General features: G+C 49.2%; 18 protein-coding genes. 3 read left to right on the top strand and 15 right to left on the bottom strand.

Going from position 1 to position 17,188, the window contains the following annotated elements; all coding sequences use genetic code 11:
- From Q4A84_RS06935 to Q4A84_RS06955, 5 genes are all read right to left on the bottom strand, one after another.
- Positions 1-205 (bottom strand): helix-turn-helix domain-containing protein (locus Q4A84_RS06935; RefSeq protein WP_303088277.1); only part of this gene is annotated, 205 nt, incomplete at its 3' end.
- Between the two features lie 81 nt (positions 206-286).
- Positions 287-724, bottom strand: coding sequence for an EVE domain-containing protein (locus Q4A84_RS06940; RefSeq protein WP_303088203.1), 438 nt, complete (start codon positions 722-724; stop codon positions 287-289).
- A complete protein-coding gene (locus Q4A84_RS06945) occupies positions 721-1,338 on the bottom strand; it encodes a glutathione S-transferase family protein (RefSeq protein ID WP_303088204.1) in 618 nt (205 codons plus the stop codon). The genes Q4A84_RS06940 and Q4A84_RS06945 overlap by 4 nt, the downstream gene beginning before the upstream one ends.
- 3 nt (positions 1,339-1,341) lie before the next feature.
- Entirely contained in the window at positions 1,342-1,764 is a 423-nt protein-coding gene (locus tag Q4A84_RS06950; protein WP_303088205.1) for a nuclear transport factor 2 family protein, read from the bottom strand.
- A 213-nt stretch (positions 1,765-1,977) separates the two neighbouring features.
- The gene (locus tag Q4A84_RS06955) at positions 1,978-2,217 is read right to left on the bottom strand and encodes a hypothetical protein (protein ID WP_303088206.1); all 240 of its coding nucleotides are present in this window, start codon (positions 2,215-2,217) and stop codon (positions 1,978-1,980) included.
- Between the two features lie 339 nt (positions 2,218-2,556).
- Between Q4A84_RS06955 and Q4A84_RS06960 the strand changes: the two genes are divergently transcribed.
- Both Q4A84_RS06960 and Q4A84_RS06965 read left to right on the top strand, forming a co-directional pair.
- A complete protein-coding gene (locus tag Q4A84_RS06960) occupies positions 2,557-3,927 on the top strand; it encodes a DEAD/DEAH box helicase (RefSeq protein WP_303088207.1) in 1,371 nt (456 codons plus the stop codon).
- A gap of 301 nt (positions 3,928-4,228) precedes the next feature.
- Entirely contained in the window at positions 4,229-5,518 is a 1,290-nt protein-coding gene (locus Q4A84_RS06965; RefSeq protein WP_303088208.1) for a surface lipoprotein assembly modifier, read from the top strand.
- Positions 5,519-5,720: 202 nt separating this feature from the next.
- Here the strand turns inward: Q4A84_RS06965 and Q4A84_RS06970 are convergent, their stop codons facing one another.
- From Q4A84_RS06970 to Q4A84_RS07010, 9 genes are all read right to left on the bottom strand, one after another.
- Positions 5,721-7,319 carry an isocitrate lyase gene (locus Q4A84_RS06970; protein WP_303088209.1) on the bottom strand — a complete coding sequence of 533 codons (1,599 nt, stop codon included), beginning with the start codon at positions 7,317-7,319 and terminating at the stop codon, positions 5,721-5,723.
- Between the two features lie 556 nt (positions 7,320-7,875).
- Entirely contained in the window at positions 7,876-8,745 is an 870-nt protein-coding gene (locus tag Q4A84_RS06975) for a lipid A biosynthesis lauroyl acyltransferase (protein ID WP_303088210.1), read from the bottom strand.
- 185 nt (positions 8,746-8,930) lie between these two features.
- Entirely contained in the window at positions 8,931-9,254 is a 324-nt protein-coding gene (gene raiA / locus Q4A84_RS06980; RefSeq protein WP_303088211.1) for a ribosome-associated translation inhibitor RaiA, read from the bottom strand.
- 76 nt (positions 9,255-9,330) lie between these two features.
- Positions 9,331-10,686 carry an RNA polymerase factor sigma-54 gene (gene rpoN / locus Q4A84_RS06985; protein ID WP_303088212.1) on the bottom strand — a complete coding sequence of 452 codons (1,356 nt, stop codon included), beginning with the start codon at positions 10,684-10,686 and terminating at the stop codon, positions 9,331-9,333.
- A 105-nt stretch (positions 10,687-10,791) separates the two neighbouring features.
- Positions 10,792-11,526: an LPS export ABC transporter ATP-binding protein gene (lptB, locus tag Q4A84_RS06990; protein ID WP_303088213.1), complete on the bottom strand. Its 735-nt coding sequence runs from the start codon at positions 11,524-11,526 to the stop codon at positions 10,792-10,794.
- A 242-nt stretch (positions 11,527-11,768) separates the two neighbouring features.
- A complete protein-coding gene (gene lptA / locus Q4A84_RS06995; RefSeq protein WP_303088214.1) occupies positions 11,769-12,284 on the bottom strand; it encodes a lipopolysaccharide transport periplasmic protein LptA in 516 nt (171 codons plus the stop codon).
- Positions 12,265-12,846 carry an LPS export ABC transporter periplasmic protein LptC gene (gene lptC / locus Q4A84_RS07000; protein ID WP_303088215.1) on the bottom strand — a complete coding sequence of 194 codons (582 nt, stop codon included), beginning with the start codon at positions 12,844-12,846 and terminating at the stop codon, positions 12,265-12,267. The genes lptA and lptC overlap by 20 nt, the downstream gene beginning before the upstream one ends.
- Complete coding sequence (locus Q4A84_RS07005; RefSeq protein ID WP_303088216.1) at positions 12,843-13,379, bottom strand: HAD family hydrolase; 537 nt, start codon at positions 13,377-13,379, stop codon at positions 12,843-12,845. Before Q4A84_RS07005 ends, lptC begins: the two co-directional genes overlap by 4 nt.
- 45 nt (positions 13,380-13,424) lie before the next feature.
- Positions 13,425-14,402, bottom strand: coding sequence for an SIS domain-containing protein (locus Q4A84_RS07010; RefSeq protein ID WP_303088217.1), 978 nt, complete (start codon positions 14,400-14,402; stop codon positions 13,425-13,427).
- A 98-nt stretch (positions 14,403-14,500) separates the two neighbouring features.
- Here Q4A84_RS07010 and tal point away from each other — a divergent pair, with 98 nt between their 5' ends.
- The gene (gene tal / locus Q4A84_RS07015; protein WP_303088218.1) at positions 14,501-15,556 is read left to right on the top strand and encodes a transaldolase; all 1,056 of its coding nucleotides are present in this window, start codon (positions 14,501-14,503) and stop codon (positions 15,554-15,556) included.
- Between the two features lie 234 nt (positions 15,557-15,790).
- Here the strand turns inward: tal and Q4A84_RS07020 are convergent, their stop codons facing one another.
- The gene (locus tag Q4A84_RS07020; RefSeq protein ID WP_303088219.1) at positions 15,791-17,179 is read right to left on the bottom strand and encodes a cell wall metabolism sensor histidine kinase WalK; all 1,389 of its coding nucleotides are present in this window, start codon (positions 17,177-17,179) and stop codon (positions 15,791-15,793) included.
- Positions 17,180-17,188: the final 9 nt, after the last annotated feature.

Genomic DNA, 17,188 nt, shown 5'->3' on the forward strand with positions numbered 1-17,188 from the left:
GCACAAAGCCGCTGCTTTTCAACATCAGCCCCACGCCGGCTTCGCCTTCTATTTCCGCGCCCTGCCGGCGTAGCGTTTCAATATCGCGGTAAACCGTACGCACACTCACGCCCAGCTGCTCCGCCAAGGCATCAGCGGAAACAGGATAGCGGTTTTGCCGCAAATGGTGCAGCAATGTCAGTAAGCGTTCGGAACGGGTCATCATGCAATCGTTTATATCATAATCCATCCAGCAAATTAGCATGGTTTTCGCGCCGCTTCAGAAAAATACGCAGCAATAGGTAAGCTATGTCGGTGCTTCATCAGACAAGTGCATCGCGCTGGCAATCAAGCCAAAATCCTCCGCTGATATTTCCAATAAGCCGAAGCGGAACGGATAACCCCAGCGTTTCGGATCGCGGATAAAGGAAAGATGCGGAATCAATGGACGTATGGAAGCGGCAGTTGCGGTGGTATCAAAACAGACATCTCGGCGAAACGGCTGAAAATCAGCCGCCATGCTCACTTGATAAGGCTCGCCTGCGGATATTTCGCCTAATGCGGTAAATGCTTGCAATGGCGTTTTGCTGCCAAATATTTCTGTCGGCGAATAATAAACGATTTTATCGCCCGCACTTAGGCGACGCAAAGGCGCCCGTTTGCCGTGGCAGACCTGCATAAAGCCGCCTGCCACGCCGCATGCAACATGATCAGCAGACGCTACCGCAATCCAATAACGTGTCATGCTTGGTAACGTGCCTGCACTTCCCCGCTTTTAGCATAAGCAGGTCGGGCCATATGACGCGTCATATATTCGACAAACACCGGGTCTACCGCTATCACTTTGGCACCATGAATCAACCAAGCCAGCAACCCAGAATAATAAAGGTCAAGCATGCTAAAACGATCACCTACGATATAACTATGATCTTTCAGATGATCACGCAGCACATCCAAAGCAACATTAAAATCGCCATAACCGATGGCCAAACGTTGCTGATCGTTATTTTCTATCTGACGCCATTTATCTACCGCCCCGTATTCCAAGTTCAAGGCAAAACACAGCCAGCGATAATATTGCCCCCGCTCAGGCGTACCGACGGCCGGAATCAGATTTTTTGCCGGAAACTGCTCTGCCAGATAAGTCAGAACGGCGGCGGTTTCGGTCAGCACCGCACCTTTGTGCCTAAGCGCCGGCACCTTGCCCAATGGGTTAATCGCCAGATATTCCGGCTCTTTCATACTACCGCCGAACGACAGCGCAACCACATCATAATCCGCACCGCACTCTTCCAAGCCCCACAATACGTTGGTAGCGCGGGAAGGCGCATCGGCCATATAAAGGGTAAATTCTTTCATCTTCTAGTCTCCTTGTTTATATTTCGATAAAGCAGAGCGAATAAGCATCTGTGTGCCGAACCAACCCCAGTAAATACGATGACGGAAAATCTTGCCGTCTTTCAATTCCATCCATTCAAGAATATCCACCTGCCCGCCTTCCGGCGTTTGATGAGGGTATTCCCAAATCAACACATCATCGCTTGCAAAATAGCGCCCGTCGCGATACCAACGCACCAACTCATTCGGGCGGCGACGCGTACCTTCTTCCAAAAAGGTGCGAATTTGCGCCTTACCTCGCAAGATGCCATTTTCTTGGTTCAAAATCACCGGCACTAACGGCGATTCCAACTCGGCTTCTTCATGATACAGCGACAATAAAGCCTCGGTATCTCGATTTTTAGCCGCTTCATGCCACTGCCGGTAAATGGTTTCTGCATCAGCCATGCCTTGCTCCTTTGCTTTTCCAGACAGGCATTCATGCGATAAGCCCGCTATCGCCTGTCTCACAGCCATCATAAAGAATAATAGTGTCAGTTTCTGTCAGTAGTATTTTCTCAACCGAAGCCCAAGGATAAATATTTTAATAAAGCCTGTCTGAAAGCAAACAGCCCTGCGGAGGTGGCAGGGCTGTTTTTACACACGATTTTTAGCTATGGCTTATTGTGCCGGAGCGGGTGCAGGTGCTTGTTGCTGCGGAGCCGGACGCTCGAAACCTTTAGATTTCATGCAAGCATCAAAAGCGGCACGGTCAGATGTTTCACCGACAGCTTGTTTGCACTCTTGCAAAGCTTGTTCAACGCTTGCTTGAGGAGCTTGTTCCTGCTCAGGTTTTTTAGTAGCAGAACAAGCGCTCAGAAACAGGCCGGCTGCGATAGAAGCAATCAGCAATTTTTTCATATCTCAATTCCTTTATTGGTTTGAAAGAATATTTTCGGTCTACTTTTGCGTAAACACTTTTAATCTGAGTGAGGTTTAGGATTTTAGTTTCTCAAGGCAAACAGACAGGCAACGGGAAAGCGGCTTCCTCTTCTGTTTAAGTATCTGCTAACGCAGGAAAATATTTTTTCACAAGGCTGTTTGTAATAAAACGAAAAAAAAAGTTTTCAATTGTTGAAAGTCTGTCTGAAACAAGCCGCTACGGGGCAAAGGCCCGTTCCAAACGTAATCTGGCAAAGTGTGGCATAATGCGGTTTTCCTGCGGCAATCCAATTTATAAAGTATGCCGAAAACCACAAAATGGAGAAAACCGTGAACCCATTTTCTGCCCTCGGCTTAGGCGGCGAAATTGTCGCCGCCCTGACCGAACAAGGCTACGAAGCCCCTACCCCCATTCAGGCCGCCGCCATCCCCAAAGCACTGGCCGGTCACGACTTGCTGGCCGCCGCACAAACCGGCACCGGCAAAACTGCCGCCTTCATGCTGCCCAGCCTCGAGCGGCTCAAACGTTACGCCACACCGAGCACCTCGCCCGCCATGCACCCCGTGCGCATGCTGGTGCTGACACCCACCCGCGAGCTGGCCGACCAAATCGACCAGAACGTACGGGGCTACATCAAAAACCTGCCGTTGCGCCATACAGTATTATTCGGCGGCGTATCGATGGACAAGCAAACCGCCGATCTGCGCGCCGGCTGCGAAATCGTAGTGGCCACCGTCGGCCGCCTGCTCGACCACGTCAAACAGAAAAACATTCATCTGAACAAAGTTGAAATCGTGGTGCTCGACGAAGCCGACCGCATGCTTGACATGGGCTTTATCGACGACATCCGCAGCATCATGCAGATGCTACCGAAACAGCGCCAAACCTTGCTTTTCTCCGCCACCTTCTCCCCGCCCATCCGCAAGCTCGCCAGCGATTTCATGAATCGCCCCGAGATGGTGGAAGTGGCTGCACAAAACACCACCAACGCCAACGTCGAGCAGCACGTAATTGCAGTCGACACAGTGAAAAAGCGCAGTCTGCTCGAACGGCTGATTGTGGACTTGAACATGAACCAAGTCATCGTGTTCTGTAAAACCAAGCAAAGTGTCGACCAAGTTACCCGCAACCTCGTGCGCAGCGAAATTGCCGCCCAATCAATTCACGGCGATAAATCTCAGCAAACCCGCTTGGAAACGCTCAATGCTTTTAAAGAAGGCAGCCTACGTGTTTTAGTAGCTACTGACGTGGCCGCGCGCGGTTTGGACATTGCCGAATTGCCGTTTGTCATCAATTACGAAATGCCGACCCAGCCTGAGGATTATGTACACCGCATCGGCCGCACCGGCCGCGCCGGTTCCGACGGCGTAGCGATTTCGCTGATGGATGAAACCGAACAAAAGATGTTTGAAGCGATTAAAGCGCTGACCGGCAACGACATTGCCATCGAACGCATCGAAGGTTTCGAGCCCACCTTCTTCGGCGCCCAGCCGGCAAAAGCACCGGCGCGTACCGCCCGCAACAAAACTGAGCGGAGCGAACGTACGTCTTCCGGCAACGAAAGCCGCAGCAGGCGTACCGAAGAAAAAGACGCCGGCTCCGCTTGCGGCAAAATTGCCGGCCGCAGCAGAAGAAGCCGGCGCGAGCGCCCCAAATGCGCCTTGGTTCAAGCCAACTACGGCTTATAATCCACCCCAATATCAATGCCTGTCTGAAACCGAATTTTCAGACAGGCATTTTTTCATCGCAAAATCCCCGATTACCACCACCGCAACACAATCCCGCCTATCAATTAGGCTTTCATTGCAATTGATTAAAACTGCTTGAAAACTTTTTCAGACAGGCATGGTCTATTTAATTCAAGCGTTGTAAAATTATTCCAAATAAGTAATCAAAACAATCCTATTTCACAACCGCCAGTCTTAATGAGGTTGTTTCATCCAACACCTTTCGGCACAATCCAACCCACTTTAGATACCGATTTTGGCTATGAAGCGTTCCGCCCTATTCTTAATATTTGTTTCCGCCATCCGATGCGCAACCGCAGCGGAAGGAGAAGCTGCGCTGGAACATCCTGTTGCAGAAAACAATGGGCCGTACAAACCGGTAGAAAAGGCCCCGCCTTCCGATGCCGAGCTCAAAAATGCGCTGGAAACCGCCATTACCACCAAAAACTGGGACAATATGGCCGACTTGCTGCAACAATACCGCGCTCGCTTTCTAGCCGATCAAGTATTTGCCGATTACGCCGAAGCACAATGGCGCAGCAGCAAAGGCGAATACATGCAGGCGCAGGCGCTATACCGTCGAGTTTTAGCGCAACGCCCAGATTGGCAAGCCGCGCGAGCCGCCATGATAAACAACCTTTCCGCCGCCCGCTCCCAGCCGAAGGCCGGTGATTACAGCCGAAAGCTCCAAGCATCCGATGTCTGGCAGCTACCGGTACAGATCAGCCGCGAAAGCGCAGACGACTCCGCCGGCCGACGCACCAACAGCCGCTTGCGCAACGGTATTTTTACCTCCAAAACCAACGATGCCTTTCGTTTCAACCTAGGTGCCGAGCGTGATTTCGAGCTGACCGGCAACCATAAATTGCGCGTCGGCCTTACCAGCCGAGGCATGCACTACTGGGATTACTACGATCGCAGCACCCGCTCCGTCCGATTGGCTGCAGGCTATCGCAGCGCAGCAGGCAAACAAAGCTGGTCGCTTACGCCCTATACCGAGCAAAGCTGGCTGGGCAGTGAAAAATACATTCTCAACAAAGGCGCTTCCGCCTCATACAGCAATAAACTGACCGACACTTGGCGCGTATCGCTCTCCGCATCCAGCATCAATCGCAGTTATAACAACCCCGATTATGCCAAATACTACAACGGCACCTTAAGCAGCCTGTCCGGCTCCGCCGAATGGCACCCCGACGATGCTTGGACCTTCAACCTCGGCACCGATTATCGAGCCGATCAAACTGAAAACAGAACACGCGCATCCGACAGAGCCATTATACGCACCGGCATCTCCAGAAAATTTGAAAACGGCTTGCGTGCCGGCGCATCGGTGCAATACGGCCGGCGCGATTTCGGTCATTCCGAAACGCTCTACGGCTTCGGCAGAAAAGATAACGAATACAACGCCAGCGCTTCTTTATCATTCCAACCACGCCGCTGGAAAGGCGTTTCACCCAAATTGGATTATCGTTATTCCAAAGTCGACAGCAACGTCAAATCCTCCTCCAGCAAAACTTCCCAATGGTATATGAGCTTGGAAAAGCGCTTTTAACAGGGCTCTCTTTACCTTGCCAAACACCAAAAAAGGGGGCAACTAAAAAGTTGCCCCGAATACCTCAAATCAGAGATTTACGCTTCACAAACATACAGGTTCTCACCTGCATCTTCATCAGGCAGCTCAACTCTGCCTGACAAAGCCTTTCCGTTTCAAACAGGCTTCTACTCAAAAATGCCTGCCTGAAACGTTGTTCTCGTTAAGAGAACTGATTCATCGTATTGTCTTTACCGCCTGCCTTAAGGGCAGCTTCGCCGGCAAAGTATTCTTTATGGTTATCGCCAATATCCGAACCGGCCATATTTTGGTGCTTCACGGTAGCGATGCCTTGGCGGATTTCCTCACGCTGCACGCCTTTCACATAAGCCAGCATACCCTGATCAGCAAAGTAACCTTTAGCCAGATTATCCGTTGACAACGCTGCGGTGTGGTAAGTCGGCAGGGTAATCAAGTGATGGAAAATACCTGCTTGGGCAGACGCATCTTTCTGGAAGGTGCGAATACGCTCGTCAGCCTCTTTTGCCAGCTCGGTTGCGTCATAATCCGCGCTCATCAATTTGGCACGATCATAAGCGGATACGTCTTTGCCTGATTCCTTCCAAGCATCGAACACTTGCTGACGGAAGTTCAGCGTCCAGTTGAACGACGGGCTGTTGTTATACACCAGCTTGGCGTTCGGAATGGTTTCTCGGATGCGATCCACCATTTCTTTAATCTGGCCGATATGCGGTTTTTCTGTTTCAATCCATAGCAAGTCGGCGCCGTTTTGCAGCGATGTAACACAGTCCAGCACAACGCGGTCAACGCCAGTACCTTTGCGGAATTGGAACAAATTGCTCGGCAAGCGTACGGGCCGGATGGTTTTGCCATTGGTATTCACAATCACATCGCCGTGCTTGATTTGGCTTGCATCGGTAATTTCCTCACCGTCGAGGAAGCTATTGTATTGATCGCCCAAATCGCCCGGTTTTGAAGAATAGGCAATTTGTTTGGTCAGGCCGGCACCCAACGAATCCGTACGAGCCACAATCACACCGTCGTCTACACCCAATTCCAAAAAGGCATAACGCACGGCATTGATTTTTGCCAAGAAATCCACATGCGGCACGGTTACTTTACCGTCTTGGTGTCCACATTGTTTTTCATCAGACACTTGATTTTCAATCTGAATACAGCAAGCGCCCGCTTCAATCATTTTTTTCGCCAACAAATAAGTGGCTTCTGCATTACCGAAACCTGCATCGATGTCGGCAATAATCGGCACGACATGGGTTTCGAATTGGTCAATCTGACCCAAAATCTCCTGCTCTTTGGCTTTATCGCCCGAGGCGCGAGCCGCATCCAATGCGGTAAACAGTAAGTCCAACTCACGCGCATCGGCTTGTTTCAAAAAGGTATAAAGTTCTTCAATAAGAGCCGGAACGCTGGTTTTTTCATGCATCGACTGATCCGGCAACGGGCCGAACTCAGAACGCATACCCGCAACCATCCACCCTGAAAGATATAAATAGCGTTTATTAGTGGTTTTCTGGTGCTTCTTAATCGAAATCAGCTTTTGCTGACCGACAAAACCGTGCCAGCAGCCCAACGATTGGGTGTAATTGGCAGGGTTCGCATCATATTCGGCCATATCCTTGCGCATAATGGCAGCGGTATATTTGGCAATGTCCAATCCAGTTTTGAACCGGTTTTGCAAACGCATGCGGGCAACGTATTCCGGGGTAATATCATGCCAGCTAGCACCCATTTGTTGCTTCAGTTCGTTTGCTTGTTTGATTTCTTCCTGATAATTCGCCATTGTTAAGTCTCCTTTGTTCTCGCTTGATTTTTGGATTGAATGTAGCCTTACTTGTCGAAACGAATACGGTCTCCCTGATAAAAGGCATAGCACCGTATGCAGCTTCGGGTGGTTTGCGGCTAACCCGTACTCAGCATATGTAACTACGTGTAGCACGGATGCGCGAAATGTACCTTGATTTTTCCGCCTTGCCAAGCCCCTTTTAAATAATCCTTATAACTTTCCTAAGCTTAAAAAACCCTTCTCAGAAAGCTATTTTTTGCATCTTTATACTGAAAAAATGATTTATTTTTTTATTTTACTGCGCCAAACCCCAATAAATTTAGTATTTATTATTATATTACATTAATTATGAAAAGAAATTTTCCTTTCTTTTTATTTTTCAATTTATTGATTTAAATAAAATTTATTTTTAAATGATTTATACAACAATCCTCAGAATCAGAAATCCGATTATGTATTATTTAACATATATATTGTAATTATACGTAATAAAAATGCCTGTCTGAAAATGCTGCTCGCGTTTTCAGACAGGCATGATGGTTTTAACCTGAACTTAATAAAATCCAGCATCGCCCTCAGGGCGGGTTTTAAAGCGTTTATGCAACCAATAATACTGAGCCGGATTCTCGCGTATACGCGCTTCAATAAAATCATTCATGCGCTGGGCGTCGGTTTCGGCGTTATCAGTAGGGAAATCCGCCCAAGCGGGATAGAAACGCAAAACCACCGTACCGTCGCTTTGCCGCGTAGGAATCGCCGGAATCACTTTGGCACCGGTCATAGAGGCGATCCGCCCCAGCCCGGCAATGGTTGCCGTCGGAATGCCGAAAAAATCGGCGAAAACAGAATCTTTACGGCCGAAATCTTGATCAGGCAAATAAAGAAACGGCGCAGCACTTTTGCGCATTTGCTTGATAATCGCACGCAAACCTTCGGTTCGGCCGATTAAGAACACATTATCGTAACGATGACGGCCCTGCAAAATCTGATCGTCTAACGCTTTGTTTTTCTGGTGGGAGTACATGCTGATCAGCGGCACATCCTGATTGAGGGCATACACCGCCATTTCAAACGCTGTAAAGTGAGGATAGAGTAAAATCACTTTTTCTCCGGCGGCCAGCGCCTCGTCTAAATAATGTTTGTCTTGATAACGCACCAATGATTTGAGCCGCCCGGCATCGCCATACCAATACAAGCCGTATTCGACCAACAGCTTGCCCATATGCTCGAAATGCTGTTTAAGCACAATATCGCGCTGCGCCTGTGTCCATTCAGGAAAACATTTGGCCAAATTAATCTGCCCGATTCTGCGGCGGGGAGCAACCGCGTAATAACTGATTCTACCCGCAATCGCACCGATTTTCTGAATCACGGGAAACGGCAGCCGGCTAATCAATTTCAATAGAAAAAAAACAAATTTCATAACATCTTTTCAGACAAGCATTGGCGGAGGCGACATTATATAGCGAATAAACCGAAGCGTTCTACGAACATTCCGGCCGGCCGTCTCGCCTGCCCATCCCCCCTACGCAAAATAGCTGATTTCCTCTAAAAACATAAAAGCCTGTCTGAAAATATTCAGACAGGCTTTCAATCAAACGAATTTATTTATTCTTCAGTATGCTCCGGCACAGCCACCGAGCGCACATTATTACTTTTTTCCTTATATTTCAAAATCGCACGGTCCAATTTATCCATCAGCACGTCAATCGCGGCATACATATCGGTGTTATCGGTTTGCTCCACATGCAAATCTTTGCCGGCCAGATGCACATGCGCTTCCGCTTTATTTTGCAACTTATCCACCGAGAGGGTTACAGTAACCTTAATCAGATTATCGGCATGGCGGTTGATGCGCGTCAATTTGCCTTCCACATGATTTTTAATCGCTTCAGTAATATCAAAATTTAAACCGTTGATTTTCAGGTTCATAGTTTTACTCCTTCGGTTGATAACAGACCTGCCTGTAAAAGCAGCCCTTCAAAAATCGCCATCGGGATTACGGCGCCTATTCCCTGCGCTGGCCGGCGGGCGGAATGCCCAGCGACTCGCGGTATTTGGCGACCGTGCGGCGGGCAATATCAACGCCTTGCTGTTTAAGAAGGCTACTAATTGCCTCGTCTGAATACGGTTTTTTCTTGTTTTCTGCGGCTACCAGCTGCGTTACCATCGCTTTCACGGCGCTTTGGCTGGTTCCTTCATTGTCATCATCTGCGGATACGGCTTGTGTGAAGAAATAGCGTAACGCAAACAACCCGCGCGGGCAAGACAAATATTTCTGGTTAACCGCGCGCGAAATCGTGCTCTCCGCCACCTCCAAATCATGCGCCGCGTCTTTCAGCAACATAGGGGTAAGGCCGATTTCTCCAAACACAAAAAAATCTTCCTGTTTATCCACGATATACTCGGCCAGCCGCAAAACCGTGCTTTTGCGTAACGCCAAACTGTCCACTTTCTGCCGTGCTTCCTGAATTTTTTCACGCCATACCGGATCCATCGCACTCTCTTCTTTCAGCGCTTCGCTCAATTCGGTATTGACTTGAATGCGCGGCCAGGCGGCTTCATTACTTTGCACCAGCCATTTGCCGTCTTTGCCTTCTTTGATAATGACATCGGGTTGGATATAGGAAGTCGGTTCGGCCGAAGCAAAACCATATGCAGGAAAAGGATTGAGTTTGCCCACCATTTCCAAAGCGGTTTGGATAACGGCAGCATCGTATTCGGGAAAATGTTTTTTTAGTTTGGTCGTATTCTGCTGCACACTTTTGCCCAAATCATCCAAATGGCGGTGCACGATTCTGGCCGCACACTGCCGTGCAGGAGAAGCCGGCAGGCGCTGCAGTTGCAGCAAAAGCGATTCGGTCAGGCTCGCGGCGCCCACCCCCGGCGGGTCGAAAGTTTGCAAATAATCCAAGGCATCCCGCATTTCGTCTTCATCCAGCATCCATTCGAGCGGGCAATGGTCGATAACATCGGGAATGCTGTCGGTCAGATAGCCTTGTTCGTCGAGAAAATCAATCAGAATATGCACGCGCGCGGCATCGGCGCGACTCAAAGGATGCTCACAAACTTGTTTGTGTAGATAATGGGTAAAGTCTTCTTCTTCGGCGATAGTCGCCCAGATGTCTTCCGCTTCATCGCCACTGATTTTATGGCGGCTGCCGACAGCGGCGGAAACCATATTTTGCTCAAGAGGCGCCTCGGGCGTTTCTCCGCGTTCCAACAAAGGATTGTCTTGCAGCCAATCGTCTACTTCGCGCGCCAAATCCAGGCCGGACATTTGCAGAATGCGCAACGATTGCCGCATCGTCTGATTCAGCTGTTGCGTTTGCTTGAGTTTGAGGTGGAAGGATTGGCCGCTCATAATGTGGTTTTCCGTAATACGGGAAATGGTTTGTTATTTTACCTCAGGCGGTATATCCGCCTGGTATATGGTTATTTTAAGCGTTTATCATCAAAAAGGAAATAATCAATAATTAAAATTTTCACCTAAGTAAACAGCGCGCACCTGCTCGTTATTCACCAGCTCCTCCGGCGTGCCGGTTGCCAAAACCTTACCATCGCTGATAATGAAACCGCGGTCGCAAATACGCAAGGTTTCCCGCACGTTATGATCGGTTATCAACACGCCGATACCTCGCTCCTTAAGAAAACCGATAATTTTCTGAATATCAATAACGGCAATCGGGTCGACACCCGCAAACGGCTCATCCAATAGGATAAACCGCGGCTGCATAGCCAAAACGCGGGCGATTTCCACCCTTCTGCGCTCGCCGCCCGACAAAGAAGGCGCAGGGTTGTTACGCAAGCGCTCAATATTCAAGTCGGCCAGAATCTGCTCCAAACGCCGGTTGATTTCTGCTTTGTCGCGGTTGTTGATTTCTAAAATGGCGCGGATGTTTTGCTCCACCGTCATTTTACGGAAAATCGAGGCCTCCTGCGGCAAATAGCCCAAGCCCAACCGAGCCCGCTCATAAATCGGCATATGCCGCAGCTCTTTACCGTCGAGCAGGATACTGCCGGTATCGGCGGCAATCAGGCCGACAATCATGTAAAAACTGGTGGTTTTGCCTGCACCGTTCGGACCGAGCAGGCCGACCACTTCTCCGCTTTTGATGTCAAGTGAAAAGTCTTTTACAACTTGTCGTTTTTTAAAAGTTTTTTGCAGGTTGCTGACCACTAGGCTGCTTGTTGTTTGTTCCATAAAATCTCGTATTGCAGGCCGAAGCGCTGCGTATTATTAAATTTCGATTGTTTTCAGACAGGCATCATCACTACCAAAAAATTGATTCAAATAAATATATTACTGTTGTTAACGCCTATATATTTAATGATTTTGACAGGCATAAGCCATCTATTTAGTAATCCACAATATTTTTTTGTAACGAAAAGGAAGTGATATCTTCCGTCTCCTCCCACAGCGCCGATTTTCAGACAAGCATTTGCTTATTTTTTGCTGGTGGGTTGTATCACAACCGTAACCCGTTTACCTGATTTGCCTGCTGAAGCGCCGCTGCCGTTTACCGTATAGACTTCGGTGCGGGTATTGTAGACAATGCTGTTGCCTTCCGCCCTATCTCCGCCTCGGGTTACCTTGGCATTGCCGGAAAGCCTAACCACACCAGTGTCGGAAGCATATTCCACATTGTTGGCCTGACCGTCAACTTTTCCGCCTTTATCCAGCTCCTGGCCGAATTTGACGGGGCTGCCGCTGGCTTTCATAAATTGATTGCCCTTGGCATCTTTCGACACGGTTACGCTGCCCGCGCGGATATACATAGTTCCCTGAGTGATGATTACATTACCGCTGAACGTAGTAGTTTGGTTTTTCTGATCAAGCGTGCCTTGATCGGCCTCGATTTCAATCGGCTTATTGCGATCGCTTTCTACGGCATAAACCGGTGCGACGGTACATACCAACACACATGCGGCAACCGCGGTTTTAAGGTTTTTTAGGGTCATAAATGGTGGCTTTCACTCGTGAAGGCAAATTCAATATGCCTTTTTCATTATCGTAAGTCAAACCGTTTGCCGTACCATGCGAACGACCATATTGGTATTCCACTTTGGCATCGGTGTGGGCATTTTCGGTTTTCGTATCAATCATCATACGGCTGGTTTTCAACATTCCGGCGGGTTTATCAGCTTCTGCGGCTTTGGTCATCACCACGTCGTTTTCAAAATAAACCTGCCTGTTTTCCGTATCATAACGGGCATTTTTACTCTTAACCTGATAAATCTGCCGCCCTTGGCTAAACATTTTCAAATCGGGCGTGGCAAATACCACTTCGTCTTTATTAGGCAATTGCCACGCTTTTTCGGCACTCAGATTTTCTCTAATCCGCCCTGCTTCATCAAAACGTATGCCGGAAATGCCGCGCATCTCATATTTCGGCTCGTTCGGATTAGGTGCCGTTTCTTCTACATGAATTTCACTGATACGGCCGAGCCATGCGCTCAAGCCGCCCAAAGCAACGGCCAACACCAAAGGAAACAGCCAGCCCGAGCGCAATTTAATCATCATTTAATATATTCTTCCAATGCCGTTTGCAGCGTGCCTCGTGCCTGCATAATCAAGTCGCACAATTCGCGAACCGCGCCTTTTCCTGCGCTTTTTCGGGTAATGTAAGCCGCATGTTGCAACACAAACTCGTGCGCTTCCGGCACCGCTACGGGCAGGCCGCAACGCACCATTACCGGCAAATCCACCACATCGTCGCCAATAAACGCACATTCCTGCTCTTCGACTGAAGCGACTTGCCGCAGTTCATTATAAACGGCTTTTTTATCGTGCACGCCTTTGTAATAATACCCTATGCCGAGCTGTTTCGCGCGTATCCCGACCGACGGTGCATCCCGCCCGGTAATAATCGCCGTTTGCACACCGCTTTGCTGCAACATTTTCAAACCATGCCCGTCAAGCGTATGGAAAGATTTGATTTCCTCTCCGTTATCTCGGATATAGATGCGACCATCTGTCAGCACGCCGTCCACATCCATAATCAAGAGTTTGATACGGGCGGCACGTTGTTGGATTTCGTTATCAGATAAAGTCATCGCTATTCTTTCTTTTCCAGACAGGCTTTTCGAAGAATGGGTACTTCAGGCAATGCGGGCAAGCAACAAATCGTGCATCGAAACCGCGCCTTGTAATTTGCCTGCTTCGTCAATCACCAGCAAACTGCTGATTTTCTGCTCCTGCATATTTTTCAGCGCTTCAGTCGCCAGCTTTTCCGCCGAGATGGTTTTGGGGTTCTGATTCATTACCTCGCCTAATGTAATGGCACTGACTTGCTCGCATTTTTCGAATACGCGACGCAAGTCGCCGTCGGTAAACACGCCTAAAAGTTTGTGCTCGTCATCCGTAACCACAACCATGCCCAGACCTTTGGCGCTCATAGTCAGAATGCCTTCGCGCAATGTCGTTTCCAGCCCTGCAATCGGCAAACGCTCGCCCGTACGCATAATATCCGCAACCCTCATCAGCAAACGCTTCCCCAATCTGCCCGCAGGATGGCTCAAGGCAAAATCATCGGGTGTAAACGAGCGCGCCCGCAATAATGCCACCGCCAGCGCATCACCCAATGCTAAAGCGGCCGTGCTGCTTGAAGTGGGCGCAAGGCCGAGCGGGCAGGCTTCTTTTGAAACGCTTGCGGTAATGTGCACATCGGCATTTTTCGCCAAGGTTGAATCAGGATTAGCCGTGATGCAAACCAAGGTGATTTTTTTGCGTTTCAAAGCGGGCAGCAGCGTAACGATTTCATCGCTCTCGCCTGAATTGGATACCGCAATCACCACATCGCCGTCTACAATCATGCCTAAATCGCCGTGCGCTGCTTCGGCCGGATGAACGAAAAAGGCCGGAGTTCCGGTGGAAGCCAGCGTTGCCGCTATTTTACGGCAGATATGGCCTGATTTCCCTACGCCGGAAACCACCACCCGGCCGGTGCAGGCTAATATCGCGTCTATCGCTTCGATAAAATGATTGTCAAGCGAAGCAGCCACTTCCAATAAGCTTTCCGCTTCCGTTTGCAGCACTTCGCGCGCCCAACCGATATAACTTTGTTGATTGTTTTGCATAGCAGTTACGTTACCATCATTCAGGGCTATCCAAATCCACGTTTTCGCGTTAGGATTGACTTTTACCCGTTCACACAAGTAGACAAGAGGATTCTAAGATGACCATTTTATCGGACGTTAAAGCATTAGGACAACAAATTTGGCTCGATAACCTTTCCCGCTCGCTCATCCAGAGCGGCGAGTTGGCGCAAATGCTGAAACAAGGGGTGTGCGGCGTAACCTCCAATCCGGCTATTTTTCAGAAAGCTTTCGCCGGTGACCCATTGTATGCCGAAGACATTGCAAAATTAAAAGCACAAAAGCTCAGCCCCAAAGCATGTTACGAAACCATGGCTGTAGCCGATGTACAGGCCGCCTGCGACGTATGCCTGCCTGAATTCCAATCCACCGGCGGCAAAACCGGCTTTGTCAGCTTGGAAGTGGCGCCTGACCTGTCTCACGATGCCGCAGGCACCGTTGCCGAAGCCAAACGCCTGCACGCTGCGATTGCCCGTGAAAATGTCATGATTAAAGTGCCTGCGACCGATGCCGGGTTGGCTGCCTTAACCGAATTGGTTGCCGCAGGCATCAGCGTCAACCTAACGCTGCTTTTTTCACGCGCTCAAACACTAAAGGCATATCAGGCCTATAGTGACGGCATCACAAAACGTCTGGCAGCCGGGAACTCGGTTGACCGCATCCATGTTGTAGCCAGCTTTTTCGTCTCACGCGTCGATAATGCGCTGGATGCCACTTTGCCCGAGCATCTGCAAGGTAAAATTGCCATTGCACTGGCTAAGGCCGCTTATTCGGACTGGGCGCAATTTTTCAGCAGCGCCAAATTCTCCGAGTTGCAACGGCAAGGCGCCAACCGTGTCGAACTTTTGTGGGCCTCTACCGGCGTAAAAAACCCCGCTTACCCGGATACTTTATATGTAGACAGCCTGATTGGTCCGAATACCGTCAACACCGTACCCGATGCCACGCTTAAAGCCTTTATCGACCACGGCACCGCTCAAACCACTCTGACCGCTGATGTCGACTCAGCCCAACGGCAGCTTGAGGAAACAGTCAAACTCGGTATTGATCTGGAAGCCCTTGCTACCCGTTTACAAGAAGACGGTTTGAAACAATTCGAAGAAGCCTTTGAAAAATTGTTAGCGCCGTTGTCTTAAACACAAGTGCACAGAATAAATGCCTGTCTGAATGTTTTCAGACAGGCATTTATTCTGCCGTCCTCATCTTCACTCTATTTATCCCTACACTGTAGAAACGCTGCACATTATCAGCACGCTCAAGCAGCAGCGTATGGGAAAACAGACTTCCGTTTTAATTAAAGAGCATCTTTTATCAACATCAAACAAAACGGCGAAATAAGTTGTTAACACGCTCGGGCTTATCCAACACGTTTATGATTTCAACTCTTTTGCCCGTTTGGCAAATATAAAGCGAACCTGCAAACCATTAGGCCGAACATTGTTAGCCATGATTTTACCGTTGTGCTGCTCAACGATATGCTTGGTCAGCGCCAAGCCCAAGCCGGTGCCTTGTTTGTTTGCACTGCTGTCTGCCCGATAGAAAGCGGTGAAAATATGCGGCAGCTGGCTTTCCGCCACGCCGGGGCCGTTATCGGTTACTTCCACAATCCAATTTTTTGAATCTTGGTAAAGTTTCACTTGGATGGTGCTGCCCTCCGGGCTGTAATTCATGGCATTGCGTATAACATTGTCGAAAGCACGGTAAAGATAGCTTTCGTTGGCTTGCATCTTGGTATCTTCGGGTACTTTATCGATTTGCAACTGTACCGTTTGATGGTTTTTCTCTGCCACAGCCTGGCTGTCTTCCACCAGATTGCGCAACAGAGGCACCAATGCAAGATTTTCTTTTTCCATCGGCACATTATCGGTTTCCAAACGGGAAAGCGTCAGCAATTCGCCCACCAAAGCATCCATCCGCACCAATTCGCTCTCCAAACGCTGCAAATATTGATCCTGCTTCTTCGGCTGCGCCTGAATCAGACCGATGATTGCTTGCATGCGCGCCAACGGCGAGCGCATTTCATGGGAAACGTGGTGCAGCAAATGACGCTCTTTGCTAACCAATTTCTGCAACTGCTGGGCCATCTTGTCGAACTGGTCGGCCAATTGTGACAATTCGTCGTCCCGGTCGGTCATCTGCTGCGAAATCCGCGTTTCCAAATCGCCTGCCGCCAAACGGTTCATACCCCGACCCAAAATGCGGATGGGTTTGGTAATATTGTTGGCCAGAATATAGGCCAGCAATAAGCCCACCACAAAAATAAAGCTCAGAATAATGATTTCATGCCATACCGGCTCCAGCGGCAGGCCGGGAATAAACAACGGGCTGATAGGACGTTGCAGGCGGCGGTTTTTCCAATCTTTCACAAAAAACAAATATTCTTCGCCCCAGCGGTCGTATTCTATTCTTGCGTATTCCAAATTAACCTGTTTGATTGCCGCGCTACGGGCAGATTCTACGATTTTTGCTTCAATCGGCCGACCCAATACGTCTTGCTTATTATCCCCGGTAATCATATACACGTTTTGGGAAATCGGATGCTCGCTCCATTCCTGCAAAATATCTTTCGCACCTTGGGCTCCGCGCGCTCTGAATGCCGAAATCATACTGTTGAGCAAGGTAGTTTCCAAAACGCGTTGCTGCTTGAAATGGTTTTCCGCAACGGTATTCTGCACCACCCAGAAAGAAAAACTCGCCACGAATATGGCGCAGATAATCACGGCGCAAAACGTGGCGAATATGCGTTGAAACAGTTTCATGAAAAGGTC

Origin of the sequence: Neisseria sp., from assembly GCF_030527965.1 — a bacterium.
In the GTDB taxonomy this organism is placed as follows: Bacteria; Pseudomonadota; Gammaproteobacteria; order Burkholderiales; family Neisseriaceae; genus Neisseria.

Coding starts and splice junctions, on each gene's coding strand:
- Q4A84_RS06940 (WP_303088203.1), bottom strand. CDS start 724: ATGACACGTTATTGGATTGCGGTAGCGTCTGCTGATCATGTTGCATGC.
- Q4A84_RS06945 (WP_303088204.1), bottom strand. CDS start 1,338: ATGAAAGAATTTACCCTTTATATGGCCGATGCGCCTTCCCGCGCTACC.
- Q4A84_RS06950 (WP_303088205.1), bottom strand. CDS start 1,764: ATGGCTGATGCAGAAACCATTTACCGGCAGTGGCATGAAGCGGCTAAA.
- Q4A84_RS06955 (WP_303088206.1), bottom strand. CDS start 2,217: ATGAAAAAATTGCTGATTGCTTCTATCGCAGCCGGCCTGTTTCTGAGC.
- Q4A84_RS06960 (WP_303088207.1), top strand. CDS start 2,557: ATGGAGAAAACCGTGAACCCATTTTCTGCCCTCGGCTTAGGCGGCGAA.
- Q4A84_RS06965 (WP_303088208.1), top strand. CDS start 4,229: ATGAAGCGTTCCGCCCTATTCTTAATATTTGTTTCCGCCATCCGATGC.
- Q4A84_RS06970 (WP_303088209.1), bottom strand. CDS start 7,319: ATGGCGAATTATCAGGAAGAAATCAAACAAGCAAACGAACTGAAGCAA.
- Q4A84_RS06975 (WP_303088210.1), bottom strand. CDS start 8,745: ATGAAATTTGTTTTTTTTCTATTGAAATTGATTAGCCGGCTGCCGTTT.
- raiA (WP_303088211.1), bottom strand. CDS start 9,254: ATGAACCTGAAAATCAACGGTTTAAATTTTGATATTACTGAAGCGATT.
- rpoN (WP_303088212.1), bottom strand. CDS start 10,686: ATGAGCGGCCAATCCTTCCACCTCAAACTCAAGCAAACGCAACAGCTG.
- lptB (WP_303088213.1), bottom strand. CDS start 11,526: ATGGAACAAACAACAAGCAGCCTAGTGGTCAGCAACCTGCAAAAAACT.
- lptA (WP_303088214.1), bottom strand. CDS start 12,284: ATGACCCTAAAAAACCTTAAAACCGCGGTTGCCGCATGTGTGTTGGTA.
- lptC (WP_303088215.1), bottom strand. CDS start 12,846: ATGATGATTAAATTGCGCTCGGGCTGGCTGTTTCCTTTGGTGTTGGCC.
- Q4A84_RS07005 (WP_303088216.1), bottom strand. CDS start 13,379: ATGACTTTATCTGATAACGAAATCCAACAACGTGCCGCCCGTATCAAA.
- Q4A84_RS07010 (WP_303088217.1), bottom strand. CDS start 14,402: ATGCAAAACAATCAACAAAGTTATATCGGTTGGGCGCGCGAAGTGCTG.
- tal (WP_303088218.1), top strand. CDS start 14,501: ATGACCATTTTATCGGACGTTAAAGCATTAGGACAACAAATTTGGCTC.
- Q4A84_RS07020 (WP_303088219.1), bottom strand. CDS start 17,179: ATGAAACTGTTTCAACGCATATTCGCCACGTTTTGCGCCGTGATTATC.